The 25,392-nt window shown below is 54.0% G+C and carries 31 protein-coding genes; 18 read left to right on the top strand and 13 right to left on the bottom strand.

Going from position 1 to position 25,392, the window contains the following annotated elements; genetic code table 11:
* Nucleotides 1-120 precede the first annotated feature (120 nt).
* Nucleotides 121-348: a hypothetical protein gene (locus HMY34_RS13285; RefSeq protein ID WP_202715952.1), complete on the top strand. Its 228-nt coding sequence runs from the start codon at nt 121-123 to the stop codon at nt 346-348.
* Nucleotides 320-1,030 carry a hypothetical protein gene (locus HMY34_RS13280; RefSeq protein WP_202715951.1) on the top strand — a complete coding sequence of 237 codons (711 nt, stop codon included), beginning with the start codon at nt 320-322 and terminating at the stop codon, nt 1,028-1,030. The genes HMY34_RS13285 and HMY34_RS13280 overlap by 29 nt, the downstream gene beginning before the upstream one ends.
* On the opposite strand, the gene nifN is transcribed toward HMY34_RS13280, so the two are convergent.
* Complete coding sequence (gene nifN, locus HMY34_RS13275; protein ID WP_202715950.1) at nt 1,027-2,415, bottom strand: nitrogenase iron-molybdenum cofactor biosynthesis protein NifN; 1,389 nt, start codon at nt 2,413-2,415, stop codon at nt 1,027-1,029. The genes HMY34_RS13280 and nifN overlap by 4 nt on opposite strands.
* Nucleotides 2,408-3,808, bottom strand: coding sequence for a nitrogenase iron-molybdenum cofactor biosynthesis protein NifE (gene nifE, locus HMY34_RS13270; protein ID WP_202715949.1), 1,401 nt, complete (start codon nt 3,806-3,808; stop codon nt 2,408-2,410). Before nifE ends, nifN begins: the two co-directional genes overlap by 8 nt.
* Nucleotides 3,809-4,061: 253 nt before the next feature.
* On the opposite strand from nifE, the gene HMY34_RS13265 reads away from it, so the two are divergent.
* From HMY34_RS13265 to HMY34_RS13210, 12 genes are all read left to right on the top strand, one after another.
* Nucleotides 4,062-4,622: a hypothetical protein gene (locus tag HMY34_RS13265; protein WP_202715948.1), complete on the top strand. Its 561-nt coding sequence runs from the start codon at nt 4,062-4,064 to the stop codon at nt 4,620-4,622.
* Between the two features lie 10 nt (nt 4,623-4,632).
* The gene (grxD, locus tag HMY34_RS13260; RefSeq protein ID WP_202715947.1) at nt 4,633-5,040 is read left to right on the top strand and encodes a Grx4 family monothiol glutaredoxin; all 408 of its coding nucleotides are present in this window, start codon (nt 4,633-4,635) and stop codon (nt 5,038-5,040) included.
* The gene (locus HMY34_RS13255; protein ID WP_202715946.1) at nt 5,040-6,548 is read left to right on the top strand and encodes a SagB/ThcOx family dehydrogenase; all 1,509 of its coding nucleotides are present in this window, start codon (nt 5,040-5,042) and stop codon (nt 6,546-6,548) included. Before grxD ends, HMY34_RS13255 begins: the two co-directional genes overlap by 1 nt.
* On the top strand, nt 6,545-6,745 hold the full coding sequence (locus tag HMY34_RS13250; protein WP_202715945.1) for a hypothetical protein: 201 nt from the start codon (nt 6,545-6,547) through the stop codon (nt 6,743-6,745). Before HMY34_RS13255 ends, HMY34_RS13250 begins: the two co-directional genes overlap by 4 nt.
* Before the next feature lie 6 nt (nt 6,746-6,751).
* Nucleotides 6,752-8,005: a D-amino acid dehydrogenase gene (locus HMY34_RS13245; protein ID WP_202715944.1), complete on the top strand. Its 1,254-nt coding sequence runs from the start codon at nt 6,752-6,754 to the stop codon at nt 8,003-8,005.
* Nucleotides 8,006-8,160: 155 nt separating this feature from the next.
* Nucleotides 8,161-9,312 (top strand): homocitrate synthase, encoded by a 1,152-nt coding sequence (gene nifV, locus HMY34_RS13240; protein ID WP_202715943.1) that lies wholly within the window; start codon nt 8,161-8,163, stop codon nt 9,310-9,312.
* Complete coding sequence (cysE, locus tag HMY34_RS13235) at nt 9,303-10,076, top strand: serine O-acetyltransferase (RefSeq protein WP_228287855.1); 774 nt, start codon at nt 9,303-9,305, stop codon at nt 10,074-10,076. The genes nifV and cysE overlap by 10 nt, the downstream gene beginning before the upstream one ends.
* A gap of 4 nt (nt 10,077-10,080) precedes the next feature.
* Entirely contained in the window at nt 10,081-10,614 is a 534-nt protein-coding gene (locus tag HMY34_RS13230; RefSeq protein ID WP_202715942.1) for a hypothetical protein, read from the top strand.
* Between the two features lie 41 nt (nt 10,615-10,655).
* Nucleotides 10,656-11,087: a putative toxin-antitoxin system toxin component, PIN family gene (locus HMY34_RS13225; RefSeq protein ID WP_202715941.1), complete on the top strand. Its 432-nt coding sequence runs from the start codon at nt 10,656-10,658 to the stop codon at nt 11,085-11,087.
* Between the two features lies 1 nt (nt 11,088).
* On the top strand, nt 11,089-11,316 hold the full coding sequence (locus HMY34_RS13220; protein WP_202715940.1) for a CopG family transcriptional regulator: 228 nt from the start codon (nt 11,089-11,091) through the stop codon (nt 11,314-11,316).
* A gap of 26 nt (nt 11,317-11,342) precedes the next feature.
* Complete coding sequence (locus HMY34_RS13215; RefSeq protein WP_202715939.1) at nt 11,343-11,633, top strand: UPF0175 family protein; 291 nt, start codon at nt 11,343-11,345, stop codon at nt 11,631-11,633.
* The gene (locus HMY34_RS13210; protein ID WP_202715938.1) at nt 11,630-12,124 is read left to right on the top strand and encodes a PIN domain-containing protein; all 495 of its coding nucleotides are present in this window, start codon (nt 11,630-11,632) and stop codon (nt 12,122-12,124) included. Before HMY34_RS13215 ends, HMY34_RS13210 begins: the two co-directional genes overlap by 4 nt.
* Nucleotides 12,125-12,189: 65 nt before the next feature.
* Here the strand turns inward: HMY34_RS13210 and HMY34_RS13205 are convergent, their stop codons facing one another.
* The 5 genes from HMY34_RS13205 to HMY34_RS13185 all read right to left on the bottom strand — a co-directional run bounded on the left by HMY34_RS13205 (nt 12,190) and on the right by HMY34_RS13185 (nt 18,626).
* Nucleotides 12,190-12,930 carry a Fic family protein gene (locus HMY34_RS13205; RefSeq protein ID WP_202715937.1) on the bottom strand — a complete coding sequence of 247 codons (741 nt, stop codon included), beginning with the start codon at nt 12,928-12,930 and terminating at the stop codon, nt 12,190-12,192.
* A 59-nt stretch (nt 12,931-12,989) separates the two neighbouring features.
* Nucleotides 12,990-13,400, bottom strand: a complete 411-nt coding sequence (locus HMY34_RS13200) for a hypothetical protein (protein ID WP_202715936.1) — start codon at nt 13,398-13,400, stop codon at nt 12,990-12,992.
* A gap of 85 nt (nt 13,401-13,485) precedes the next feature.
* Nucleotides 13,486-14,046: an ATP-dependent Clp protease ATP-binding subunit gene (locus HMY34_RS13195; protein ID WP_202715935.1), complete on the bottom strand. Its 561-nt coding sequence runs from the start codon at nt 14,044-14,046 to the stop codon at nt 13,486-13,488.
* Between the two features lie 12 nt (nt 14,047-14,058).
* A complete protein-coding gene (locus HMY34_RS13190) occupies nt 14,059-14,970 on the bottom strand; it encodes an AAA family ATPase (protein WP_202715934.1) in 912 nt (303 codons plus the stop codon).
* A 110-nt stretch (nt 14,971-15,080) separates the two neighbouring features.
* Complete coding sequence (locus tag HMY34_RS13185; RefSeq protein WP_202715933.1) at nt 15,081-18,626, bottom strand: tetratricopeptide repeat protein; 3,546 nt, start codon at nt 18,624-18,626, stop codon at nt 15,081-15,083.
* 337 nt (nt 18,627-18,963) lie between these two features.
* Here HMY34_RS13185 and nifW point away from each other — a divergent pair, with 337 nt between their 5' ends.
* From nifW to clpX, 4 genes are read left to right on the top strand one after another with little or no spacing between them, the layout of a single operon-like run.
* On the top strand, nt 18,964-19,287 hold the full coding sequence (gene nifW, locus HMY34_RS13180) for a nitrogenase-stabilizing/protective protein NifW (RefSeq protein ID WP_202715932.1): 324 nt from the start codon (nt 18,964-18,966) through the stop codon (nt 19,285-19,287).
* A gap of 4 nt (nt 19,288-19,291) precedes the next feature.
* Nucleotides 19,292-19,732, top strand: coding sequence for a nitrogen fixation protein NifZ (locus HMY34_RS13175; protein ID WP_202715931.1), 441 nt, complete (start codon nt 19,292-19,294; stop codon nt 19,730-19,732).
* Entirely contained in the window at nt 19,725-20,606 is an 882-nt protein-coding gene (gene nifM, locus HMY34_RS13170; protein WP_202715930.1) for a nitrogen fixation protein NifM, read from the top strand. Before HMY34_RS13175 ends, nifM begins: the two co-directional genes overlap by 8 nt.
* Nucleotides 20,603-21,994, top strand: coding sequence for an ATP-dependent Clp protease ATP-binding subunit ClpX (clpX, locus tag HMY34_RS13165; RefSeq protein ID WP_202715929.1), 1,392 nt, complete (start codon nt 20,603-20,605; stop codon nt 21,992-21,994). Before nifM ends, clpX begins: the two co-directional genes overlap by 4 nt.
* Here the strand turns inward: clpX and HMY34_RS13160 are convergent.
* The 6 genes from HMY34_RS13160 to HMY34_RS20235 are packed head-to-tail and all read right to left on the bottom strand — an operon-like array spanning nt 21,954 to nt 25,391.
* A complete protein-coding gene (locus HMY34_RS13160) occupies nt 21,954-22,361 on the bottom strand; it encodes a hypothetical protein (protein ID WP_202715928.1) in 408 nt (135 codons plus the stop codon). The two genes, clpX and HMY34_RS13160, sit on opposite strands and share 41 nt — an antisense overlap.
* On the bottom strand, nt 22,348-22,623 hold the full coding sequence (locus HMY34_RS13155) for an RnfH family protein (protein WP_202715927.1): 276 nt from the start codon (nt 22,621-22,623) through the stop codon (nt 22,348-22,350). The genes HMY34_RS13160 and HMY34_RS13155 overlap by 14 nt, the downstream gene beginning before the upstream one ends.
* On the bottom strand, nt 22,620-23,321 hold the full coding sequence (locus HMY34_RS13150; protein WP_202715926.1) for an electron transport complex subunit E: 702 nt from the start codon (nt 23,319-23,321) through the stop codon (nt 22,620-22,622). The genes HMY34_RS13155 and HMY34_RS13150 overlap by 4 nt, the downstream gene beginning before the upstream one ends.
* Complete coding sequence (gene rsxG, locus HMY34_RS13145) at nt 23,318-23,944, bottom strand: electron transport complex subunit RsxG (protein ID WP_202715925.1); 627 nt, start codon at nt 23,942-23,944, stop codon at nt 23,318-23,320. Before rsxG ends, HMY34_RS13150 begins: the two co-directional genes overlap by 4 nt.
* The gene (locus HMY34_RS13140) at nt 23,944-24,945 is read right to left on the bottom strand and encodes an RnfABCDGE type electron transport complex subunit D (RefSeq protein WP_202715924.1); all 1,002 of its coding nucleotides are present in this window, start codon (nt 24,943-24,945) and stop codon (nt 23,944-23,946) included. The genes rsxG and HMY34_RS13140 overlap by 1 nt, the downstream gene beginning before the upstream one ends.
* Complete coding sequence (locus tag HMY34_RS20235) at nt 24,942-25,391, bottom strand: 4Fe-4S dicluster domain-containing protein (RefSeq protein ID WP_228287854.1); 450 nt, start codon at nt 25,389-25,391, stop codon at nt 24,942-24,944. The genes HMY34_RS13140 and HMY34_RS20235 overlap by 4 nt, the downstream gene beginning before the upstream one ends.
* Nucleotide 25,392 lies beyond the last annotated feature (1 nt).

Below are 25,392 nucleotides of genomic sequence, written 5' to 3'. Positions count from 1 at the left end.
AGATTACGACAGTAACATAAACTTACGATGAAGAACCATTGAAAATAGGAAACTCATTATGAGACAAACCGTTGAAAACATCCTACACGGAGCAACAAGCACTGAAAGGGGCTATTCACCATGATACACCGTCACCTCAACCACCAGCGTTTCACACTCGCTGCCATCGACGACATCATTTCGCGTGGACGCTGGCAAGATTGGACAGAACTACGCAAAGCCGTTCTACAAGAACAAACATTGCTGGAAAAAGTAGAACGCATTTGCCGCCCCTACTTAGCTGACCCTTACGCCCAACGTTACCACTTCTGGATGCACTATGCCCAAGCACACCGCCCCGCTGCCTGACTGGGAACTCGTTCTCTCTTCTGCCGCACATTTACAACGCATCCTGCCCGATGCCGTATTAGTTGGTGGAACAGCATCCGCCATTCACGCCGAACACCGTTTTTCACGCGATGCTGACCACGTATTGACCGACCTACGGGCACGCTTTGACACGGTACTAGCGCAACTCGAATCCGTAGCGGGCTGGAAAACTGCCCGCGTTCAACGTCCAGTACAAATTCTGGGTAGTCTGGATGGAATTGAAACCGGGGTACGGCAGTTGATCCGCGAAGCCCCCTTGGAAACAACGGTGCTTGATTATCACGGCGAACGCTTGACCGTACCCACAGACCATGAAATTTTACGCATCAAAGGCGTGCTGATCCTCAAACGCAATGCCACACGGGATTATCTCGACTTCGTGGCACTGGCTGACCACATGGGCGATGAACGGGTAGCACAAGCACTCCGCTCATTCGACAAGTTATACCAGCAAGACAACGGCGAATCGCCCTTGCAACAACTGCAAGTGCAACTCGCCAATGCCATGCCCTACGATCTGGAAGACACGGAATTGTCCGAATACAAAAACCTCGCCACCCAATGGCACGACTGGAATACCGTAAAAGCCGTGTGCGCACACATTGCCACCGTCATTTTTGACCGTATTTGCGATTTTGAAGAGGATGTCCGCGAAGATTAATGCCGCGTATGCGCCCCTTCCCCATCCCGCTTCTGCGCATAAATCGACTGATACGGATGAATCTCGCCCTTTTCCAACGACAGCAAAATATTGGCAATGTCGAACAGCGTCTGGCGCGTTCCCGTATACCCAATCCACTGCCGCTGATACCCACCCAGCAAGTCATACTGCGGAAAACCTGCCCGTAACAGCGGAATACCCAGCCGCAACGCCGTTTCCTGCCCGTGCGAATTGCAAATCAGCACTTCGGCTTCATTGGCTTCCGCCGCTTTTTCCAAATCTTCCAGATCGCCGATATGCACCTTGTCGGCGGCGATGTGCTTGAGAATCGGCGCATTCGCCGGAGCAACCGCCGCCACGGTATACGCGCCGTTTTCCGCCAGCAATTGCGAAAAGGCATTCAGCAAGTCCGGGTCAGCCGCTATCGCAAAACGCGACAGACCGAGCATGAAGTGCGTATCCAACATCGCATCCTGCAATTGCGCCCGCTGACGTTGCAGCTTGGGCGGCACAGGTTCGGCGGCAAGCGTGTGCAAGGTATGGACAAACTGGTCGTTAGCCTCCAGCCCCATTAAATGGTTGAAACGGTAATCCGGTACACCGGTTTTCTGGTGCAAAGTATCCGCCGCCGCTGTCATTGACGCGCCAATCACCAGCGTTGCCAGCGCATCGCCCAGCGTTGCCATTTCCGACACCAGCGTGCCGCCAATGGTTAGCGGACTAAAATCGTCTTCTGGCAAATGCCCATCGAGCGAATCCGACAAATCGGGGATCACCACCGGGCGCAAACCGAACAGTTCGATGGTGTCTTTCAGGGCTTCCAAATCGCCGGGGGTCAGCGAGGCATTCACCAGCACATTGACCTGATGCGGGCGTTTACCCGGTTGCGTACCTGCGGTAGCAGCATCGGGAACGAGCGTGGCAATAATCGCTTCCACCGCTTTGGCAAAGCCGCTTTCCAAACAGCCCGTGAAATCGGGTGTTGACAACGCCACCACCGGAATGTGGGCATATTCGGGGTATTTCTTACGGAATTCGCCCGTTGCCATTGTGACGTCACTGCCTTGGGTTTCTGCCAAGCCGGTAGTGGGAACACCGACCAATGACGGATTGTTTTTGCTGCAAATCGCTTTTAGCCCTTCGACCACGTTTTCATCCGAACCCATTACCGCCGAGATTTGATCCATCGCGCTGGTTTGCAATGGAATCGGTTCGCGGAAGTGGCGCACGAAAAATACTTTACCGAAGGCGGTGCAACCTTGCGCCCCGTGCAACATCGGAATGGCGCGGTGAAAGCCGAGGAAGGCGAGTGCTGCGCCGATGGTTTGGCTGGCTTTGAGCGGGCTGACGGACAGGGCTTTGTTGCGTTTGGTGATCTCAGCCATGAGTAGCCTCCTTGGCTATTGCCCACGGCGCGGGCTTGCGCACGGCTTGCCAGATCGGGCTTTCGACCGTCAGGGCGAGTTGTTTGGCGAGTTCCAGCATCCCTTCATAACCCGCGTAACCAAACTCACGTTCTTGGTTAATGTCGAGGAACGGGATGCGGGCTTTGAGCGCGGTGTACATATTGCGTCCACCCGCGATGAGGATGTCGACATTGTATTCACGCACAATATTGATTAGGGAACGCGGGCTGCCGTCTTCGACCATTTTGGTGTCTTCGCCCATGATTTCACGGATGCGGGCTTTGTCTTCTTCGGTGGATTTATTCGTCCCCGTTGCCACCACGGTCATGCCTAAATCTTGCAAGGCGGAAACGATTGACCAGGATTTCACCCCGCCGGTATACAGCAATACGCGCTTGCCCTTGAGACGTTGCCGCCAGGGTTCTAAGGCTTTGTTAATGCGGGCTTCTTCTCTAGCAATCAGGGCTTCGGTGCGTGTGGTCAGGTACGGGTCGTCGATCAGGCGGGCGAAATCGCGCAAGGCATTGTTCATGTCTTGCACGCCGTAGAAGCTGCCTTCAAACCATTTCGTGCCGAAAGCGTCTTCGAGTTTTCGCGCCACATTGAGCATGGCTTTGGAACACACCATCATGTTCACTTTGGCGCGGTGCATGGTTTGCACTTCGTGGAAACGCGCATCGCCGGAGAGGGTGCAAAGGATGCGGATACCGAGGTGGTCAAGCAGTGGCAAGACGTGCCAGAGTTCGCCTGCGATATTGTATTCGCCGACCAGATTCACATCGTGGACTTTGAAGGTGTCGCTTTCCGCGCCGCTGGGCAGCGCGTCAGGTTCGCGTGTGCCGCAGACGTGTTTCACCATCGCGTCACCGGCAATGCGGTTGCCAAGGTTTTTCGTGCCGTAAAATCCGGCGCAATCAATCGGCACGACGGGCGTTCCCCAACGTTCTTGCGCGGATTTGCAGATGGCTTCGATGTCATCGCCGATCAGCGCGGGGATGCAGGTGTTGTAGACGAAGACGGCGGCGGGGCTGTAGCCGTCAATCGCTTGCTTGATGGAATGGAACAGGCGTTTTTCGCCGCGCCCCATGATCACATCCTGTTCGGTCAGGTCGGTAGTCATACCGATCTTGAACAGGCGCGAACCGCTGGAACGTGTGCCACGGTTATCCCATGAACTACCTGCACAGGCGATGCTGCCGTGGACAATGTGCGCCACGTCTGCAATCGGCAGCAGCGCGATTTGTGCGCCATCGAAGGCACAACCGCCCGCCGATGCGCCGGGTTTTGGGCGAGCGCAGCCGGACTTTTCCTTTTTGTTGTGGGTACAAGCTGGTTCGTCCAGCAGTGCGGCAATGTCTTTGGACTTCATCATGGGGCGTTACCTCGGTCAGTCGTTGGGAAGGACATTGCAAGGGGTGTGCCAGATGGCTAACTGTTTGTTTAATAATGCCATCGGTGTGATTTTGCATTGTTAGGAATACGACAAGCCTAAGCGTTTCAGAGGCGTTTACGACAAACACCTGCCAGCACTTAACCCCTAACATGATGATAAATAAAAGGCTTACGAAGATGGCACGTTTCCTGCTCTACCACTGGCATTTGCTCATCTGACAGGAGATTCCCCCATGTTGCTGGATACCTACAAAGCCAACGAACTCATTTGGCTCACCACCATCAACGGCAAAACCAAAAACGGCCTGAATGCGTTCCGTGGCGACCTGATCGTCAAGCTCGGTGACTTCAACGAAGTCGCCAACAAACGCAACCCACCGGAAGCCGCCATCAAAGAAGCCGTGATTCTCGCCAACGACACCAGCCTGTTAATGGTCGTTGGCAACTTCAGCAACATCCTCGAATTGCCGGAATTCATCAGCCGTTTCACCGCCGATCTTGCCGCTGAGTGCAAACCGATTTTCTTCATCGACAACCTCACAGAAAGCGTTGTCGTGGAGGTGGACGGGCGGCAATACACCCTCATCTCATTGCCTGCCGGGATGATCTGGAATGAATTGCTGGATCTGTGCTACCTCGACAAGCACGATCTCAAAGGGCAATCCACCGAAGATAAAGTCGTCACCGTTTATAACGCCCTGAAAAGCTATAAACCCAAATTCAAGGCTTCCACCCTCGATGAAGCCATCGCCAACCGTAACAGCGTCAAACGTCAAGTTTGGGGCGCAGTTTAAGGAACACACCATGAGCAGCAACAAAACCCTCGACAAAATCCAGCAGCAAGTCACTGAAAACCCAGTCATGATTTACATGAAAGGCACGCCGGACGCGCCCGAATGCGGCTTTTCCGGCAAAGCGGTCGGCTACCTGAAAAAGACCGGCGTGGAATTTGCCTACGTCAACGTGCTGAAATCGCCCTTCATTTACGAATACCTGCCGCGCTTTTCGCAATTCCCCACCTTCCCGCAAGTCTTCGTGGGCGGCGAACTGGTCGGTGGCAGCGACATCGTGGAAGAGCTGTACAACAGCGGTGAGTTGCAAACCCAGCTCGCAGCACTGGTAAAACAAGGAAAACTGCCAGAACCCAGCGTTTCCGCTACCATCAGCAGTGAATCGGCAACCGCCGACAATCTGGTACAACTCACGCTGTAATGGATACCACACAAACGGTACGTGCCTACCACGAACGCACCAAACACCGGCTGGACGCTTACGCCAAAGGCCCGGAGTTTCTGGACTGGGATCAGCAGCCGAACCCGTTCCGGCGGTTTGTGGGTGCAGAGGTGGTGGAGCTGCCGTTGGAAGAAAACGAGGGAATTGCCGCCCTGCTGCAACTCTCCCTCGGCTTATCCGCGTGGAAACAATACGGCCCTGACCGCTGGGCATTGCGCTGCAACCCCTCCAGCGGCAACCTGCATCCCACTGAAGGCTACGTTATCGCCAACGGTATCGACGGCTTGAGCGATGGCGTTTACCACTACGCCCCCCACGAACACGCACTGGAATTACGCGGCAAACTGGCTGACAGCGATTCCCCGCCACAACTCCTGCTCGGCTTGAGCAGCATCGCATGGCGCGAAGCGTGGAAATACGGCGAACGCGCCTTCCGCTATGTGCAACTTGACGCTGGTCATGCGTTGGGTGCAATCCGCTACGCTGCCGCAGCCCTTGGCTTGCAGGTGGAATTACTCCCCGTCACTGATGCTGACATCGCCGCGTTATTAGGACTCGACCGGGCGGACGATTTCACGGATGCAGAAGCCGAACACCCCGATATGCTTTTACGCATTCACACCGGCGCAGCCAGCACGTTTCACCTCCCCACTATCACGCAATGGTACGGCAAAGCCAACCCGCTAGGCGGCCTCCCCAAACACAACTGGTCAATCATCGACGAAGTAACCACCGCCACAGCATCTCTTCGTAGGGGCGTATTGCATACGCCCTCTTCAGGCGTTCATGAATCCCAACCCAACCTAATCCCCCTAATCCGCCAACGCCGCAGTGCCCAAGCCTTCAGCGGCAAAACCAGTACAATGCCCCGCGACACGTTCTATGCGATCTTGTCCGCCTTACTGCCTGCCAGCAATCCCGTGCCGTGGGATGTATGGACATTGCCCATCCGCCTGCATCCGGTCTTATTCGTGCATCGCGTCGAAGGTTTACCTGCTGGTCTATACGCCTTACCACGCCATGCAACAGCCGAAGCTACCTTGCGCTCTGCGATGAATCCCGATTTCCTCTGGCAAAAACCGGAAGGCTGTCCGGCGGAATTACCGCTATTCCACCTACTGGAAGCCGATGCTCGCAAAGCCGCTCGCACCCTTTCCTGCCACCAAGACATCGCCTCCACCAGCAGTTTCAGCCTCGGCATGTTGGCAGAATTCGACGCAGGCTTGGCAGAAGGTGCACCCGTTTACCGCCACCTCTACTGGGAAGCTGGTTTAATCGGGCAAGTCCTCTACCTGCAAGCCGAAGCCGCTGGAGTACGCGGCACAGGCATCGGCTGCTTCTTCGACGACAGCGTACACGAGGTATTGGGCTTGCAAGATACCCAATTCCAAAGCCTCTACCACTTCACCGTCGGCAACCCAGCCATCGACACCCGGCTGGAAATGCTGCCCCCTTATTCCCACCTACCCAAAGAACGCCAACCATGACCGCAGCCGAAGAACTCGCCGACCTGAAAGCCCGCATCGCGGCAGTATTCGCCCAACGCGAAAGCCTCAAACAAGCGCTGGGTGAAGGCAAAATGCCACCCCGCCAAGGCTTCCAAGCACTGGAAAGCGTGGATGCGGAACTTTCCGCGCTGGATTTACGCTTCAAACAATTGTGGGATGCACAACAACAGCGGTAACACACCATGAAAGTACTAGTCCTAGGCGGCGGCGTTATTGGGGTCAGCACGGCTTATTACCTTGCCAAGGCAGGGCATGAGGTGCAACTGGTGGAACGCCAATCCGGTGTGGCATTCGAGACCAGCCACGCCAATGCAGGTCAAATTTCCCCCGGTTATTCCGCGCCCTGGGCTGCTCCCGGCATTCCGCTCAAAGCCTTGCGCTGGATGCTGATGGAACACAGCCCGCTGCATGTTTACCCACATCTGGATTGGGCAATGTGGCGCTGGTTAGGCGCTTTCTTAAGGAATTGCACCCTGCCCCGTTACCAGCTCAACAAAGCCCGCATGGTACGGCTGGCAGAATACAGCCGTGATTGCTTGCGCGAATTGCGGGCAGAAACCGGCATTCATTACGACGAACGTAGCCTCGGCACGCTTCAGTTATTCCGCACCCAGCAACAATTGGACGGTATCCACAACGATGCCGCCATCCTGCAAGCGCAAGGTGTGCCGTTCAATATCCTCAACCGAGACGGCGTAATCCGCCACGAACCAGCACTGGCGCAAGTGCAACACAAATACGTCGGTGGGCTGCATTTGCCGGATGATGAAACCGGCGACTGTTTCCGCTTCACCCAAACCTTAGCGGGGATGGCGGAACAGATGGGCGTGGTGTTCCACTGCAACACCACCGTTCAAGGCTTGGTCGCCAGCGGGCAAACCTTAAGCGGCGTGCAAACCAGCAAGGGTTTGATGCAAGCTGATGCGTATGTGCTGGCGTTGGGCAGCCATTCCCCGTTGCTGCTCAAGCCTTTGGGTATCCACTTACCGATTTATCCGGTGAAAGGCTATTCCCTCACCGTACCGATTACCCACCCGGAACACGCCCCCGAATCTACCGTCATGGATGAAACCCACAAGGTTGCCATTACCCGTTTGGGGGATCGCATCCGCTTGGGGGGAACGGCGGAACTGAACGGTTTTGACCTGAGCCTGCCAGCCAAACGCCTTGCCACGCTGCAATACGTATTGTCTGACCTGTTTCCCAATGGCAGCGACCCCAGCAAAGCCAGTTTCTGGGCGGGATTGCGCCCCATGACACCGGATGGCACACCCATCCTTGGCAAAACGCCGTATTCCGGCTTATTTCTCAACACCGGGCATGGCACGCTGGGCTGGACGATGGCAGCAGGCAGCGGGCGGATACTGGCAGCCATGCTCAACGGTCAAACGGCGGACATCGCACTGGAAGGGCTGGGTATGGAACGTTACCGGTAATGTCGGTTTCCACACAGTTCCCACCCGTCCGCGTGTGTCGCAGACTCGACAAAACCAATGAAAAATTCACTACTATTTTATTAAAAACAACAGCTTAAAAACTATGGCACAAGTCTTGCTGAGATCAAGCAAAGATCATCAGCAAGGCGAACACCATGCACCACAGCAAGCGTTTCATCACCATCAACGACACCACCCTGCGCGACGGCGAACAGTCCGCCGGAGTCGCGTTTTCCCTCGCGGAAAAGCTGGCGATTGCACGCGGGTTGGACGCTTTAGGCGTACCCGAACTCGAAGTCGGCATCCCCGCGATGGGCGAGGAAGAACGCGAATCCATCCGCGCCGTTGCCAGCCTCGGTCTGAATGCGCGGCTGATGGTGTGGAGCCGGATGCGCCGCGACGACATCCTGCTGTGCCGCGACTTGGGGGTGAACATGATCGACATTTCCATCTCGGTTTCCGACCAGCAAATTTTCCACAAGCTCAAGCGTGACCGCGCTTGGGTATTGCAACAAATCTGGGCGTACGTACAAATCGCCAAAGACTTGGGCATTGGCGTGTGCGTCGGCGGGGAAGACGCTTCCCGCGCTGACCGCGATTTCCTGCTGCAAGTGCTGGAAACCGCAGAAAAAGCGGGCGCACAACGTTTTCGCTTCGCCGACACAGTGGGCATTCTCGAACCGTTTGCCACCCACGACTGGATGACCTCGTTGCGGGCGCATACCGACATGGAAATCGAAATGCACGCCCACGACGACCTCGGCCTTGCTACCGCCAATTCACTTGCCGCCGCCCGTGCAGGCGCTACCCACATTAACACCACCGTCCACGGTCTTGGTGAACGTGCCGGAAACGCACCGTTGGAAGAAGTCGCCTTGGGGCTGGGGCGTTTGTACGGACTGGATTGTGGCGTTAACTTAAAACGCTTCCCCAAACTCTCCTTACTGGTAGAAAAAGCCTCCGGTCGCCCGGTTGGCTGGCAAAAAAGTCTGGTCGGCGAAGGCGTGTTCACCCACGAATCCGGCATCCACGTCGATGGCTTGCTGAAAGATTCGCGGAATTACCAAGGCGTAGACCCGGCGGACATAGGGCGACATCACCAACTGGTGCTGGGCAAACATTCGGGCAGCCACGGCGTGCAACGTGCCTATGCCCTGCTCGGCGTACCGCTGGAACATGAACAGGCGGAAGCGATTCTCGCGCTGGTACGGCGTTTTTCCACCCAACACAAACGCCCACCGACAGCAGATGACTTGCAGCAGTTCTTGCAACAGACTCGTGTGGCGGAGGTGGGGGTATGTTGTTAGAACTGATCCGCGAAGACATCACCTGCGTCTTCCAACGCGACCCCGCCGCCCGTTCCCGCTGGGAAGTTGCCACACTCTACCCTGGCATCCACGCGGTGATGTTGCAACGCATCGCCCACAGCCTGTGGAAACGCGACTGGCGGTATTTTCCTCGCTTCCTTTCGTACTTTGCCCGCTTTTGGACGAATATCGACATCCACCCCGGTGCAAAAATCGGGCGACGCTTTTTCATCGACCACGGCGCTTGCGTGGTGATAGGCGAAACCGCCGAGATCGGTGACGACGTGACTCTCTACCACGGCGTGACCCTCGGCGGCGTATCCTGGAACAAAGGCAAACGCCACCCTACCCTCGGCAATCGCGTGGTGGTCGGCGCAGGCGCAAAAATCCTTGGCCCGATTGAACTGGGCAACGACGTGCGGGTTGGCTCCAATTCCGTGGTAGTCAAAAACATTCCGGCGGGCAAGACCGTGGTCGGCATCCCCGGCAAAATCGTGCAAAACAAAGTCGCCCGCAACGACAACCCCGAAGGCATCGACCTCAACCACCACCTGATTCCCGACCCGGTGGCAGGCGCAATCCAGTGCCTGCTCGACCGCATCCGTTTACTCGAAGAAGCCGCAGGCACTCGCGGTTGCTTGCCCGAACAAGAAGACGACAGCGCGGAATGCAACCACTGCGATGCCCGCGATCTGTGCGACGACGAACTACCTAACGCACCAATCACCGAACATCCGATTCACTTTAAAAAATCAGGGGACTAACATCATGGATTTGCAGGATTTTGAAGCCGAAGACCTTTATTTCAACGCCGCTATCGACCCGGAGGTTGCCGCACTGCTGGAGGAAGCCGCCAGCCTTTACCCAGAACCTGAAGCCGAAACCCTGCTGCTTCGTGCCTATTTCCTCGCCCCCGAAGATTTGAACGTGCTGGTCGCGCTGTACCGCTATTTCTACTACCAGCACCGTTTGCGGGATGCGTTGGTGGTGGCGCACAAAGCCATTGCCGTCAGCGGCAAACGCCTGCATCTGCCGGAAGACTGGCGGCATTTGACCCGCTTGCATCTGGGGCAAGGCGTGCTGGTGTCCATGACCCTAACGCGCTTCTATCTGATGGCGCACAAAGGCGCGGGCTATCTGGAAATGCGGCTGGGCGAACTGGCGGATGCGGTCGGGCGGCTGCAAACGCTAGTTGATATTGATAGCAATGACCGGCTGGGCGCGAAGGCATTGCTGACGCTGGCGCAGGAGCATTTGTATGAGCAGCAAGGGGTGGCGGTGTTGCGTAGGGCAGCGGGTTAAAAAAGTTTACGCAGTTTTCAATATTGCATACAATATCAACTATGAAGTTTGTGATTGATACTAATGTAGTCCTGTCTGCTCTTTATTCTAATAAGGGAGCTTCGCATCTGTTGTTACGCTGGTTGTTTCAGCATCCTCAGCGGCTGAACATCGTGTCCACGCCATTGGTCATTGAGTTTGAAGATGTATTGACCCGACCTGAACATATGCAACGCTACCCGCTTCTCAGCCAACAAGACATTGGTTTTTTCATTGATGACATTTGTGCTGTTTCGTGGCATCAGAAAATTTATTATCTGTGGCGACCGTACCTACCCGACCCCAAAGATGACATGGTGCTGGAAACGGCTTTTAATGGGCAGGCGGATTACATCATTACTCACAACATCCGCGATTTCAGGGGCGTAGCGGAGTCATTTGCTATCCAGCCGATTACCCCCGGCGACTTTTGGCGGCTACAGCAGGAGAAATGATATGAATTTTGCACTAAGAATACCGGACTATTACAAAGACGAGATCATGCACCTGAAAGGCGATGTTTCTATCAACCAATTCATTATCAATGCGTTGGCTGAAAAGATTTCTGCCTTGCGAACAGAAGCCTATTTGCAGGAGCGAGCAAGCCGTGGCTCGCGGCAACATGCTTTGTCCATCCTGGATAAAGTACCCAATGTGCCGCCGGAAGATTATGACCGCGTTTGATGTCACCTAAGCATGAGGATACCTCTATGAATGCCGTCGCCCATGAATTTAAAATCAAAACGCCGCCGTATTTCGCGCTGGCGGTTAGTCTGACGGATGCCGAACTGGAACAACAAATCCTGCTCATGGCTGCACTCAAAATGTTCGAGCTAGGCAAGATTTCCTCTGGCAAAGCGGCGGAACTGGCGGGTATGTCACGCATCGACTTTTTGATGAAATGCGGGCAATACAAAGTCAGCATTTTCAACTACGACGCTGACGAACTGGCGCAAGAATTGGATGCTGACGTGGCGACACTGGAGAAGCTCGGTCTATGATCGTGATCAGCAATACCGGGCCGTTAGTTGCACTTGCCAAGCTCGACCGGCTAGATTTGTTGAACCAGCTTGTGCCTGATGGTGTATTCATCCCACCCATTATTCAGCGCGAATTATGGGCGAAAAGCAGCTTTGAATCGGCTGCACTGGAAGCGGCATTGGATGGCTTCATTCAAGTGCGCAGCAAACCAGAAACTGTACCTGTCGCTGTTGAACTAGCCACCATGTATTTGGATGAGGGCGAAAAGCAGGTTGTCCGCTTGGCAGCTTCGTTGGATGAACCGCTGTTTGTCCTGCTGGATGACAATGCGGGGCGCAAGGCTGCCCAAAAACTGGACTTGGCAGTAACGGGTACTGCCGGATTACTGGTGAGTGCGAAAAAGCAAGGCTTGATTCCCGCAGTCATACCCTTACTTGAAGCTTTGCGCACGCACGGCTATTGGTTGTCGGATGAGCTGGTTGAGCATGTGCGGCGTTTAGTCAAAGAATAAGCAAGCCGGAAATGCGCCTTGTAGCTTTGCAGCAAGCATTGCACAAAGGTAAAAAACTTATCGGACTAACGCAATTCCGCCAGAATCACCTGCTGCGTATCCAACATGGAATCGGCGATGAAATCCAGAAACGGCTCAATATCCCCCCTATCCGCTGCTGCTAAGGCTTGCAGGTAAATCCGCCGTTTGGTGGTGCGCACAATCACGGGGGTATAGCCTTGTATCAGCAGGATCAGGTTCATCAATATCCGCGCCCCACGCCCATTGCCGTCGTCAAACGGGTGAATCCGCACCATGTTGTAATGGGCAATTCCCGCCACCGTGACCGCATGAAGCTGGTTCAGATTTGAGTTCACCCAGTCACACAATTGCTGCATTTCCAGTGGGACTTGCAGCGGCTCGATGTAATGGTGGATTGAACCGTCCTGTTGCAACACGCCAGCCAGCAATAGGGCATTGAGTTCCTTGATCAGCCATTCGCTGATGGCGCGTTTTTGCGCTACCACGTCAAACAGCAGGTCGATGGCTTCGGCATGGTTGCGGGCATCGAGAAAGTCCTTGAACGGTTTGCCCTCTACCGTTAGCCCTTCCTGCAAAAAGAAAATGGTTTCGCCTAGCGTCAGGGTGCTGCCTTCGATGGCGTTGCTGTCATACGTCCATTCGGCGCGGAGTTTTTGCTGGATGGGTTGCCAACGGTCAGGCTGTTGCGCACGCAAACGCTGGATGTCGGCTTGCGCGGCATCAATGGTTGCCAGTTTGCTGGTTAACTGGGCGGAGGTTTGGAATTGGTAGGAAGAGTTTTGCATACGTCACACTTTTAAATGGGGGCTACCTGATTGTAGTTCTTGAATGGGAAAAACAGCCATTACGGACTATTTCCGCCCATCCACTCTTCCAACTTCTTCAACAACCCCGCTAGCAATTTGCTATCGCCGGGTTTGTTTTCGATGAGGAATTTCCATTTGCCAGCGGCGGTGCGTTCTAGTTTGATGTGGGTACGCAGCACGAAAGCGACGGCAAGGTAGAGGGCAACTTCGCCGCCGGTGACAAAACTTTTGCTGGCGTTCGGGTTGTTGCATAGGGCTTCAATGGCGGCGGCTGTTTGCGGGTCTTCGCCCAATACGGCGAGTGTGTCGGTCAGTACGTCCACTGGTAGCGTGGCGTTGCTGGCAGCATCGGTGAAATCAGAGCGGAAAGCAGCGAAATCGGGGTTACTGGTGGCAATTATTTGTAGGATTTGCTGTGCTTGTTCGAGGGAAAGATCAGGCGTTGTCATTCAGTTGTTGCTCCAGTTGGTTGAGGGTAATGGTTTGGTCTGGCCTAGCATTCTGTCACGTCGGTGCAGAGTGATTTAAGTGTCATTATGCTTTAATTTTTACCAGATCCCCATTTTCCACATAAGCAGTCACTCTAATGAGTTGACCATTCATCACTTTCTGCTTGATGGAGTTAGGTAGAGTATTTAACAATTTTGTAGCTGTTGGCGTAGTTGCTACGGCTTCTTTTTCACTATTTTTCACACTGAGTGTTTTGTTCGTATGATTAAACTTGATAATTGCATTAACCCAACACTCTGGCTTATGATCTACTGGGGTTTGATAATTAGGCGCTTCATATAAAATTGATTCAAAATGATTCCATATAATCTGCTTGAGTGATCTAGCACCATATGGAGAATTTTCCGCTTGATCAAGAATTGACTCGATAATAACATCATCAATTAAAAAATCTTGTTGATTTATTTCTATCATTGATTTTATTTGCTCAAGCGGAGAGTTTCGACTATTTAACAAAATTTCCTTGTAATTTTCTCTAGTAAGAGAATTGAGAGTAACTATCTTGTTAATTCTACCCAAAAGCTCTTTCGGCAATCCTGTTTCTTCAATATCACTAATATTAATAACTGTGTTGTTATCATCCAAAAAGTTAGATTTTTAATCGATAACTTTTTGAAATGATCCGGCAAATATAAACAGCATCTGATGTGTTGAGATGTTTTTTATTTCTTTAAGCCTTTCTTCGGACTTGTGATCGTCGATAGGAACAATTGAACCCTCAATAATTCGCAAAAGCTGATGTAAAATAGATTGCCCATCATGATGGGAAAGTAATTTATCTATTTCATCAAATAAAACAATAGACGTTTCTGCCTTTTTAATATTATAGTTCACTTTTCTGAGAAGATTTTTCAGTATATCATCGACTGTATTTCCAACAATGCCAGTGGAAACGAGTGAGCTACAATCTACATGCATATAAGGTAAACCAACAATATCACAACCCACCTCTAACATAAATGATTTCCCAGTTCCTGTACCCCCTATTATCATAATAGGTGCAGGAGTTTTGAATGGCAAGGTATGATTTAGTGTATATGCAGTGGAAACTGCATTATGATAATAAAGCAATGTAGCTATACTTCTGGCAGCTTCACCTTGTCCTTTGACCATTTTTTCCATGAGGCCCTTTATCGAAGAGGGTGTCATATTACGGTTATTATCTGTATTCATATGCATTGATAGATATCCTTCTAAGTAAATCTCTATTTTTTTCCATTCATACTCTTTTTCTTTAATAAGAGTTTCAATATTATTTTTTTCTTGCAAGCTCAACGAATTAAATTCAGATATTTCTGATTTAAATGTATCAATCAGTCCATGTATTTTCTTAACTGATAACTTTGGAATTCCCACAATTATTTTTATTTTGAAATTAGCATTGAGAGAAATTGAACTTTTCAATAACCTTTCAAATTCATACTCCTCTGAATGTGTAAAACACGTATTTCGTAAAATTCCATAGTTTTCTTCGTGATGCCTTAAAATTCCCCACTTATCATTAAGCATATTATTTACTCACACCTTGTTAAGCAGGGCGTGCTGGCGGCATCGGCGAAATCGGGATTTGCTGCTGGCGAGGATTTGTTGGGATTGGTCGGGGGGAAGTTCAGGTGTTGTCATTGCAGTTGTTGTTCCAGTTGGTCGAGGGTAACGATTTGGTCGAGTCCGGCTTCCGTCCAGTGTTGGCGCAGGATGGATTGGGTGGCGGGGGCAGTGGCTTGTACTGCCAGTGCATAATTGCGAGCTACGACCATAAAGCTGTGATTATCCTGATAGCGCAAAAAAATCGGCAGGGCTTGCAGATACCAGCTAGTCGCCTCTAAAGAGGACTGTTGCAAACGGGCAAGTTGTCCCAGTTGGTAGTAAGTACTCGCCGCATGATATTCAATGCCGAGCTTTTCCCAAATAGGTAACGCTTGTTTGTACCAGCGTTCTGCCGCCGCATAGTCACGTTGCTCTTGGGCGATTATCCCCAATTGGTGGTAGGTACTCGCCGCGCCGTGTTCGTTGCCGTATTTTTCCTCGATCGCCAGTGATTGCTTGTACCAGCGTTCCGCTGCTGCATAGTCTCGTTGAGCTTCGGCGATCATCCCCAGTTGGTGGTAGGTACTCGCCGCGCCGTGTTCGTTGCCGTATTTTTCCTCAATCGCGAGCGATTTCCGATACCAATCATCTGCCGCCACATAGTCACGTTGATCCCCAGCGATCTTGCCCAATTGGTGGTAGGTGATTGCCGCGCCGATGTCGTCACCGTGTTTTTCCTTGATCGTAAGCGATTGCTTGTACCAACGTTCCGCCGCCGCATAGTCACGTTGATCTTCAGAGATCCTGCCCAATTGGTGGTAGGCGATTGCCGCACCGATGTCGTCACCGTGTTCTTCCGAAATCGAGAGTGACAGCTTGCACCAGCGTTCTGCTGCTGCATAGTCGTGTTGATCTCCGGCGACCACCCCTAGGTGATAGTAGGTACTCGCCGCGCTGTGGTCGTTGCCATGTTTTCTATTAATCACCAAAGACTGCTTGTACCAGCGTTCCGCCGCCGCATAGTCGCGTTGCGCTTGAGAAATTCTTCCCAGTTGGTGGTAGGCCGCAGCTTCCCATTTTAGGTTGCTGGTTCGTTTACCTTCAACAGCGAATTTTTCAAACAAGCGGCTGGCATCAGTGTAGTCACGGGTATTCTGGGCGTAAACAGCGAGGCTCTGGATTAGGGCGGCAATAGCCCTATCCATACTCAAGGTTTGCGCCAATGCCAAAGCATGGTGGAGGCTACCAGTGTGCAGAGTAAAAAGAACACGCTGTTCATGCAGTTGTTTCGGTGCAAGCTCGTCGGCAAAACGACCCATGACATCGACGAAAGCGCGTTGTAGTGCCTCGTGTGCCGGATGTTTACTACTCAAGTAGCTGTGCAAGGCTGGATGCATCTGGTAGATATTTCGCCCCACAGACTGAAGGACACCAGCATTTTCTAGTGGTTGAAAACAGCCTTCGAGCAATAGCCAATCTGCTCTATCACCTGCTTCTTGTAGTATGTCTTGGATAAAATCGCGGTTCACGTAATGTACGTGCAGACCAATCACTTGCAACGCAGGGAAAAATTCCTCTGGAAAATCCTTCCCAAAGATTTCCAGTGCCACAGCAATGCGCTTGGCGCTTTCATCCTCTGATGACCCTGCAAATTCCTCGCGAAGTTCCTTTAACAAGGCGGATACGGAATAGTCCTGTAATTTCAATAAAATGGCACGGATAGCCAACGGATGCCCGTCGAGTTCGTTGATGATGGCAAGAAAATCCTGATTTTTGCGGTCGATTTTCAAGCCCAGATCGCGCACCACCGCATTGCAGTATTCCCACAATTCTTCGCCCTGCAAGCCGAAAAGCGGCAGGCGGTAACATTCCTGTGGGGTCAGCCAGTTTTCCGGTGAACGGCTGGTGATCAGCACTTTGGTTTTGCCGCCGCGCAGTTGCTTGAGTAGTTTTTTCAGCAAACTATGGTCATCGTCGCTCAGCAGCGCGGTCACTTCCGTGCCCGCAATACCGGAGGCGGACTCGAAATTGTCCCATACCAATAAAAACGGCTGGTCACGCAAGGCTTGCACCAATGCCGTCAGCTTTTGTTCCAGCGAAGCAGCACGGGCATTCGTGCCAAACAACGCATCCACCAGATCATTAATGACATATTCGGCATTGCGGATAGCCTCGAAGCTGAACCAAAATACGCCCCCATTGGGCAACTCATGCGCCAATCCGTTGGTGTCATACAACCAATGCAGGAAGCCTTTCGCCAAGGTAGTTTTGCCGATGCCTGCCATGCCATGAATCAGGAAAGCGGCTTGTGGCTGCTGCAAACGGGCGCGTTCCAATGCCTGTACTGCCCGTTCGCGCCCGATGAAACCGTAGTCACCCAAATATTGTGCCGTTTCGGGCAGTGGAGACTCGATTTCACTTTGCCCCGGAAAAACGAAAGCTGGGGCAGACCGTTGAATATTAGGCAGCACCGCCTCTCCCGGTGGCAACTGCTGGTACAACACGGGAACTAACCAATCCTGCAAGTTGTGTTCACCCAACACACAAACTCGTTCAGGATGCGCCAGCATCGCCTGTCGCCCAGCACGGGCAGCTTCCGCGACATTGCCGCTACTCAACAAACGCTGGTAAAACGCAGGCACAAACTGCTGTGCACCACTGACGTACAGGTTGTAGCCCATCGCCACCACGCTGCGGATACCCGCTTTCAGCAAAGCCGCCGCTACGGAGGCAAACGCATCATCCGCTTGCTCATCAATTTTGGCGGATTGGCAAGCGTTCAGCACCATGATCGGGATGCGGTGTTCCGCCATCAACTGGCTGAGTACACCCGCGTCTACATTTGCAGGTTCGGCATGGTCATCTTCAAAAACCAGCATCCCTTGCATACCTTTGAACGCATGGGGCGAAGTATGCCCCGGCGTGCCATAACCGCCATGCCCATCGAAATGCACGATATGGTAAAACCCCGGCTTGTCACGCAAGGTCTGGCGCAACTGGTCAAACGTGGGCGGGCGCAATACGTCGATATGCACGGGGGAGTTTTGCGCTTTGGTCAGTTCCACCAACGGACGCGACAAAGCATGAAAGCCGATATCCTTGTCACCGTAAGGGCGGGCAATCACCAACAGAATATTGATGCGGTTTTTGGGCAGATTGGCAGGTAAGGGTAGCGGATCATGTAACTCGCTCAACTGGCGTTCAATCCGGCAATGGTGCGCCAATGTGCCGCCTTCAGGATCGTGCAGGACTTCCCAAGGCCATGCCAAAACACGCGGGTCGTTACTGGCAATTTTCAGGGTCAGGTTTTCCAAGCCTTGACGACGGGCATCCTGAAACCAATCCCGCGCCTGTTTCTGGAAAAGACTATCAAAACAGGCGCTACCCCATTCCTGCAAAGTAGCTTGTACCCGCTCTGCGGTATCGAGGTACGCGCCGAGTGGCAACTCCAGAAACTGTTCCAGATACCAGCGCAAATCCTGCTGGAGGTTATTGTTGGGGCGACCAGGAACAATCGTCTGCTCAGGCGGAGTGAGTGCGGTTTCTGATCCCCACTTCATGTCACTGCCACGCACTACGACGAATCGAGGCTTATCATCCTGATAGCCGATGTGACGGATTTGTAATTGCACATCCATGAATAACCCCGTTTATTGCCCCGAAAACAAGCCAGAGTTTGCCCGATTTTTGCGGGGAATGTAAGCATAGCGCCCAATGCCACTAATGTAGGGTGGGTGGAGCGCAAGCGATACCCACCGCAACGGCGATAATCCCCGAAGATGGTGGGTATCGTTCCTCCACCCACCCTACGGGTTATTTATGAATGTCCCTTTCCCCACAATCCACCGCCGCCACCCTCTGTTTCAAATCCTACAAACCCCACACCAATAACCCCCAAACAATTGAATAATCAGTGATTCCACAACATGGCACGCCCTTTGCTTGATCTTCCTCATTTGGCACAAGGAGCACGACATGACCGATACCGACCTCACCCTCGACCTCGAAGAACTGGTCAGCGCGGAAGACTTCCTCAACTACTTCGACATCGCGTTTGACCAGACCGTGGTGCATGTCAACCGCCTGCACATCCTGCAACGCTTCCACAACTACCTGACAAAAGAGCCAGTCGCCAGCGACGACGATGCCTTGCGCGAGCAATACACCCGCCTGCTCACCAAGGCGTATACTGACTTCGTGGGTTCTGATGCCAAGACCGAAAAAGTGCTGAAAATCTACCGCATGAACGAGCCGCAAACCGCTTTCGTCCCGCTGGAAAGCCTGTTCGGGAAGGGGTAACGCCATGCCCCAATACGAATACGGCGCGAAAGTGCGCGTGATCCGCAACGTGCGTGACGACGGCACGTTTTACGGTGCTGCCATCGGCAATATGCTGGTGCGGCGTGGCAGTGTCGGCTACGTGCGCGATGTCGGCACGTTCCTGCAAGACCAGATCATCTACTCGGTGCATTTCCTCGACGAACAAAAAACCGTCGGTTGCCGCGAAGAAGAACTGATCGGCGGCGACGACCCGTGGGAACCCAGCCTCTACCAATTCCGCGACAAAGTGACCACCAAAGTCACCCTCGCCATCGAGGGCGAAGTCATTGCCAACCCCGGTGATGTCGGCGAAATCCTCAAAGTGATCAGCGGCCTACCCACAGGCTTCGCCTACCATGTACGCTTCCCCGGTCGCACGCTGCAAGTCCCCGAAAAGCTGCTGGAGGAAGTCCCCGATGCCTAACCTAAGCTTCGCCATCATGGGCAAGCCGCCCGCTTACCGTTACCACCTGCTACGCAATGCACTGGAAGCCTTCCAGAAAAACCTGCCGCATCTGGACGAAAAGGAATTCAACCGTGTCTGTCAACGCGCCGACCGCAGTTTTCACCTCGAATCACTCGCCCTGCAAAGCCCCGAAGCCAGCCAAATCCTCATCCAGCCCGAACGGGTCGATATGGCACTGCAAGAAATCGCCGACCGCTACCCCAACGACGAAGACTTCACCATCGACCTCAGCCAGAACGGTTTAACCCCCGACACCCTGCGCCAAGCCCTGCAACGCGAGTTACTGTTCGATGGCATCCTGCAAAAAGTCGCCTCCCGCAGCATCACCATCGGCGACATCGACGTACAGCTTTACTACGAGATGAACCGCGAACGTTTCATGCAGCCGGAAACGCGACTGGTGCGGCAAATCCTCATCACCGTCAACAACGATTACGTCGACAACCAGTACGATACCGTGCTGCAACGTATCCGCAGCATTGCCGCGCAAGCCACTGGCAATGCCAAACAATTCGGCAAGCTGGCACGCCAATATTCGGAATGCCCCACCGCGATGGAAGGCGGCAAACTTGGCAACCTGCCCTACGGCAAACTCTACCCACAACTTGATGCCGCGCTGTTCGCCCTGAGTGCGGGGCAAGTCAGCGCCCCCATCGAAACCGAACTCGGTTTCCACCTGTTGCTGTGCGAACACATCTACCCCGCGCAACAAGTCTCCCTGACCAAAGCCAAAGCGCAAATCCGTACCCAGTTGCAAGAACGCGCCCAACGCAACTGCCAGAAAGAATGGTTAAAGCAATTGCAAGCCACCACCCCGGAGGTATCCCCATGAGCGATAAAACAGCCGCCTGTTCCTTCTGCGGACAAGAGCAAACCGCGCACATCCCGCTGATTGCCGGGATGAACGGACACATTTGCGAAGCCTGCGTGCGCCTTGCCCACCAAGTCATCAGCACCTGGAGCCGCAAACGCAGCATGAGCGAACCGCTCAAAACCCCGCCGAAACCGCTGCAAATCAAAGCAATCCTCGATGGCTACGTGATCGGGCAAGACACCGCCAAAGAAACCCTTGCCGTCGCGGTTTACAACCATTTCAAACGCCTCAATCTGGAAACCGACAAGCCGCGCATTTGCACCCGCGCCGACAAATCGGTCGTCGAACTCGACAAATCCAACATCCTACTGCTGGGGCCTTCCGGCACGGGCAAAACCTTGCTGGCAAGCACCTTGGCGCGGATCGTGGGCGTACCGTTCGTCATTGCCGATGCCACCACCCTGACGCAAGCAGGCTACGTCGGTGAAGACGTGGAAAGCATCATTGCCCGCCTGCTTGACAGTGCCGACGGCAACAAGGAACTGGCGGAATGGGGCATCGTTTACATCGACGAAATCGACAAACTCGCCCGCAGCGGTGAAAACTCGCACGGAACCCGCGATGTCGGCGGCGAAGGCGTGCAACAAGCCCTGCTCAAACTGGTCGAAGGCACGACCGTCAAAGTCCCCGCCAAAGGTCGCAAAGACCAAGCCCCGGTGATGCTCGACACCCGCAATATCCTGTTCATCGTTGGCGGCGCGTTCTCCGGCTTGGAAAAGCTGCTGGAAAAACGCCTGAAACCGGGCGCAAAAGGCATCGGTTTCCACTCCACGCACACGCCGGATGACCCCAAAGCCGACAAGCTGCGCCTGTTCAGCGAAGTGCAGCCGGAAGACTTGCGCCATTTCGGATTAATCCCCGAATTCATCGGACGTTTCCCGGTCATCACCGCGTTGCACGAACTCGACGAAGACGCGCTGGTACGCATCCTCACCGAACCGCAAAACGCGCTGACCAAGCAATACCATCAACTGTTCGCGCTGGATAATGCCGAGCTGGAGTTCACCGACGAAGCATTGCGGGCAATTGCGCAGAAGGCCATTGCGCATGGCACGGGCGCACGCGGTTTACGCGGGGTGTTGGAAACGCTGTTGCGCAAACTGATGTTTACCTTGCCATCGGAAGAAAACGTGGTGCGGTGTGTGGTGACAGAGGACGTGGTGAAAGATGGTGCAGAAATTGTACTGGAATACCGCGAATCGGAAACACCCACCACCGTAGAGACGCAAGTCTCTACAAGCCTGAACGCGGCATTACGCAAGGCGTTTCTCAATGGTTTACAGGGCGAAATCGCCCGTAGCCATACTACTCCCCCAGCGCAGGCAACAAACGCGGGTCGCCCTTGATGTCGTCACTCTTGCCCCACACCGTCACCGCCTCCACAAACCACTGGCACTTGGTCGGGTGCGGCTGCAACACGTCGTATTCGGCAAAGAACGTGCCATCTGCATGGAACAGCAGCGTCCCCGTTTTGTAGCCGCTGGTGGGGTGCATCCACACCCCCAGCAGCGAATCCAGCCCCGAAAACGTGTCGCGTTGCAGGCTGTATTGCACATGGCTACCCAGCGTCACGTCAGCGCGTTCGGGCGGGAAACCCAACTTGAGGATTTGCCGGTTCAACTCCGCACAAATATTCGCGGCTTGCGGCGCGGCGGCATTGATCTTGTCTGACAAATTATCGGTCATGGCAAATCGCTCACTATTCGTCATCATTATTGCGATCACGCCGCTCCACCGTCTCCGAGTCAGCCGTAATCGGGCGGTAAATCTCCACCCGGTCGCCATCCACCACCTTAGTATCCAGCTTACTGATCTTGCCGAAAATTCCCACTGCCTGATTTTCCAAATCAATGTCCGGGAACTGCTTGAGCAAACCCGAAAACTCAAGCGCTTCCTTGATGGTGCTGCCATCCGGCACTTCCAGCTTCAACCACGTTTGCTTGAACTTATCCGCGTAAGCAATCCCCACATTCATACCGCACCCCCCACTTCTGTAGAGGCGACCGACCGGTCGCCCCTACCCCGCTGTACCGACAAGCGCATCATCCGCGCATCCCAAACCCGTTTCCCCGCCAACAGGAAACCCAGCGCCATAAACCCACCCGGCGGCAAAATCATCAACAAAAACCCCTTGTAATCAGGAATAATGGTCAGCTCCATAAAGGAAAATGCCTTGCCCAGCAATAAGGACGCACTGGCAAACAACGTACCGCTACCCAGCACTTCACGCACCCCACCGAGAATCACCAAAGCCAACGTAAACCCCAACCCCATCATCAGCCCGTCAAACACCGCCGGAATCGGCGAATTCTTCGACGCAAACGATTCCGCCCGCCCCAAAATCGCACAGTTGACCACGATCAACGCGATGAACAGCCCCAGCACCTTGTACAGCTCATGCACCCACGCATTCAACGCCATATCCACCAGCGTCACCAGTGTGGCAATCAACACAATATAAACCGGAATCCTTACCGCAGGGCTGACCCACTGGCGGATCAAGGACACCAGCAAATTCGACATCACCAATACCGCCGTACTTGCCAGCCCCATGCCCAAACCGTTGGTGGCAGAACTGGTCACGGCGAGTACCGGACACAGTGCCAGCCCTTGCGCAAACACCACGTTGTTGTCCCACAGCCCATCTTTGGCAATGCGTTTGTAATCGCTCATGGTTTCACCTCCAGCAGTTCGGTCTTGTGTGCCTCAAAGAATTGCAAGGCTGCGTGCAGGCTTTTCACCACCGCACGCGGGGTAATGGTTGCACCGCTGAACTGGTCAAATTGCCCACCGTCCTTTTTCACCTTCCACTGGTCTTCGGGCGGATTGCCTAAGGACAGCCCGGTGAACTTGGTTATCCAGTCAGCCTTGGCAGCTTCGATCTTGTCGCCCAGCCCCGGTGTTTCCTTGTGCGACAACACCCGCGTGCCGAGGATGTTGCCTTGTGGGTCAAGTGCGATAATGGTGCGGATTTCGCCCGCGTAGCCGAAGCCGACGGTTTCCCACACCAGCGCGGTGACGTTGCCCGCTTTTGTGCCTTGATAAACCTTGATCTCTTTGCCATCCTCCCCCGTCAGTAGCAGCGGCTTTGCCACCATATTGTTATCGTGCAAATCATCCGGCACGACTTGCGCCAGCGATTGTTGCAGGTCTTCCATCTTGCGCTGCGCAATCGGTTCGCGGGTGGCGTTATCTACGCCCAGCAGCAAGGCGGCGGCAATCGCGGCACACGCACCCAGCAAGATCGCTTGGTAAGGAATGCGTTCCAGTAACGGGGTTTTGGCTTCAGTCGTCATTATTTGTTCTCCCCGCTGGCATAGTTGAGCGGTTCGCCCTTGCGGTCACGTCCGTAAATGCGTGGGCGGAAATAGTGGTCAATCAGTGGGGTCAGCGCATTCATCAACATAACGGCGAACGCCATGCCTTCGGGGTAGCCCGCCCATGTACGAATCACGTACACCAGCAGCCCACAGCCCGCGCCGAAAATCAGTTGCCCGGTAGCTGACACAGGTGACGTAACCAAATCGGTAGCGATGAAGAATGCCCCCAGCAAAGTAGCCCCCGCAAGCAAATGCACTTCCGCACCGGGGTAAACGTCGGGATTGACAGCGTGCATAATGCCCGCCAACACCAACAGTGTGCCGATCATGGAGACTGGAATGTGCCAGGTAATAATGCGTTTCCACAGCAGGAACAAGCCGCCGAGTAACAACAAGATCGCCGACGTTTCCCCCATGCTGCCGCCCATCATCCCCAATCCCATGTCGCTGACACTCGGCAAACTGTCGGCAAAGCTCGACAAGGTATGCCCTTGCCCCGTTTCAGTACGGATATGCCCTAACGGCGTTGCGCCACTCACACCATCGACCGTTACCCACGTGGTCATTTCCAGCGGGAACGAAATCAGCAACGCCACCCGCGCCACCATTGCCGGATTAAACAGGTTTTGTCCGATGCCGCCGAACACTTGCTTGCCAATAATGATGGCGAGGAATGCGCCAAGCAGCCCAATCCACCAAGGCGCAGTCGGCGGCAAACTCAATGCCAGCAACCAGCCGGTGAGAATCGCCGAACCGTCGCTGAGGTATTTGCCGACGGGCTTGCCCATGATTTTCAGCGCCATCGCCTCCGCCAACACGCAGCCGAGGATGGTAATCAAAAACAGGCTGATGGCAGGCAAACCGAACAGGTACAAACCGAAAACGGTCGCGGGGGCAAGTGCCAGCATCACCAGCAACATGGTGTTCTGGACGCTCTTACCGGAATGGGTGTGCGGGCTGGAAATCAACAGGCTCATGCGCTGGCCTCCTGTTTGGGTTTGGCGGCTGCGGCAGCAGCTTTTTTGGCGGCAGCTTCGCGCTTGCGGCGTTCCATCATTTCTTTCTTCGCCCGTTCTTGCGCTGCCATGCGTTCATTGCGCTGTTCAATCAAGCGTTTGGTTTCGTCCTGTTTGTGCTTGGCGCGTTGGCGGCTGGCAAGTTCGCCCTTGGCGTAGTTGAAATATTGCACCAGCGGGATGTGCGCAGGGCAAACGTAGGAACATGAGCCGCAGGCGATGCAATCCATCAGCCCCAGTTTGGTGACGGCATCAAGGTTGCCAGCGCGGGCATTGGCTGCCATGTCCAGCGGCAACAGCCCGCACGGGCAGGCTTGCACGCAACTGGCGCAACGGATGCAGGGTGATTCCTGATTTTCGGACACTTCTTTGGCGGTGAGGGCGAGGATGCCGTTGCAACCTTTCACC

Source organism: Thiothrix subterranea, from assembly GCF_016772315.1.
GTDB lineage: Bacteria > Pseudomonadota > Gammaproteobacteria > Thiotrichales > Thiotrichaceae > Thiothrix > Thiothrix subterranea.
This window is presented reverse-complemented; position numbering and strand designations above follow the sequence as displayed.

Bases quoted from the DNA above. Each gene is read 5' to 3' on its own strand.
- HMY34_RS13285 (WP_202715952.1), top strand. From the start codon at position 121: ATGATACACCGTCACCTCAACCACCAGCGTTTCACACTCGCTGCCATC.
- HMY34_RS13280 (WP_202715951.1), top strand. From the start codon at position 320: ATGCCCAAGCACACCGCCCCGCTGCCTGACTGGGAACTCGTTCTCTCT.
- nifN (WP_202715950.1), bottom strand. From the start codon at position 2,415: ATGGCTGAGATCACCAAACGCAACAAAGCCCTGTCCGTCAGCCCGCTC.
- nifE (WP_202715949.1), bottom strand. From the start codon at position 3,808: ATGATGAAGTCCAAAGACATTGCCGCACTGCTGGACGAACCAGCTTGT.
- HMY34_RS13265 (WP_202715948.1), top strand. From the start codon at position 4,062: ATGTTGCTGGATACCTACAAAGCCAACGAACTCATTTGGCTCACCACC.
- grxD (WP_202715947.1), top strand. From the start codon at position 4,633: ATGAGCAGCAACAAAACCCTCGACAAAATCCAGCAGCAAGTCACTGAA.
- HMY34_RS13255 (WP_202715946.1), top strand. From the start codon at position 5,040: ATGGATACCACACAAACGGTACGTGCCTACCACGAACGCACCAAACAC.
- HMY34_RS13250 (WP_202715945.1), top strand. From the start codon at position 6,545: ATGACCGCAGCCGAAGAACTCGCCGACCTGAAAGCCCGCATCGCGGCA.
- HMY34_RS13245 (WP_202715944.1), top strand. From the start codon at position 6,752: ATGAAAGTACTAGTCCTAGGCGGCGGCGTTATTGGGGTCAGCACGGCT.
- nifV (WP_202715943.1), top strand. From the start codon at position 8,161: ATGCACCACAGCAAGCGTTTCATCACCATCAACGACACCACCCTGCGC.
- cysE (WP_228287855.1), top strand. From the start codon at position 9,303: ATGTTGTTAGAACTGATCCGCGAAGACATCACCTGCGTCTTCCAACGC.
- HMY34_RS13230 (WP_202715942.1), top strand. From the start codon at position 10,081: ATGGATTTGCAGGATTTTGAAGCCGAAGACCTTTATTTCAACGCCGCT.
- HMY34_RS13225 (WP_202715941.1), top strand. From the start codon at position 10,656: ATGAAGTTTGTGATTGATACTAATGTAGTCCTGTCTGCTCTTTATTCT.
- HMY34_RS13220 (WP_202715940.1), top strand. From the start codon at position 11,089: ATGAATTTTGCACTAAGAATACCGGACTATTACAAAGACGAGATCATG.
- HMY34_RS13215 (WP_202715939.1), top strand. From the start codon at position 11,343: ATGAATGCCGTCGCCCATGAATTTAAAATCAAAACGCCGCCGTATTTC.
- HMY34_RS13210 (WP_202715938.1), top strand. From the start codon at position 11,630: ATGATCGTGATCAGCAATACCGGGCCGTTAGTTGCACTTGCCAAGCTC.
- HMY34_RS13205 (WP_202715937.1), bottom strand. From the start codon at position 12,930: ATGCAAAACTCTTCCTACCAATTCCAAACCTCCGCCCAGTTAACCAGC.
- HMY34_RS13200 (WP_202715936.1), bottom strand. From the start codon at position 13,400: ATGACAACGCCTGATCTTTCCCTCGAACAAGCACAGCAAATCCTACAA.
- HMY34_RS13190 (WP_202715934.1), bottom strand. From the start codon at position 14,970: ATGCTTAATGATAAGTGGGGAATTTTAAGGCATCACGAAGAAAACTAT.
- HMY34_RS13185 (WP_202715933.1), bottom strand. From the start codon at position 18,626: ATGGATGTGCAATTACAAATCCGTCACATCGGCTATCAGGATGATAAG.
- nifW (WP_202715932.1), top strand. From the start codon at position 18,964: ATGACCGATACCGACCTCACCCTCGACCTCGAAGAACTGGTCAGCGCG.
- HMY34_RS13175 (WP_202715931.1), top strand. From the start codon at position 19,292: ATGCCCCAATACGAATACGGCGCGAAAGTGCGCGTGATCCGCAACGTG.
- nifM (WP_202715930.1), top strand. From the start codon at position 19,725: ATGCCTAACCTAAGCTTCGCCATCATGGGCAAGCCGCCCGCTTACCGT.
- clpX (WP_202715929.1), top strand. From the start codon at position 20,603: ATGAGCGATAAAACAGCCGCCTGTTCCTTCTGCGGACAAGAGCAAACC.
- HMY34_RS13160 (WP_202715928.1), bottom strand. From the start codon at position 22,361: ATGATGACGAATAGTGAGCGATTTGCCATGACCGATAATTTGTCAGAC.
- HMY34_RS13155 (WP_202715927.1), bottom strand. From the start codon at position 22,623: ATGAATGTGGGGATTGCTTACGCGGATAAGTTCAAGCAAACGTGGTTG.
- HMY34_RS13150 (WP_202715926.1), bottom strand. From the start codon at position 23,321: ATGAGCGATTACAAACGCATTGCCAAAGATGGGCTGTGGGACAACAAC.
- rsxG (WP_202715925.1), bottom strand. From the start codon at position 23,944: ATGACGACTGAAGCCAAAACCCCGTTACTGGAACGCATTCCTTACCAA.
- HMY34_RS13140 (WP_202715924.1), bottom strand. From the start codon at position 24,945: ATGAGCCTGTTGATTTCCAGCCCGCACACCCATTCCGGTAAGAGCGTC.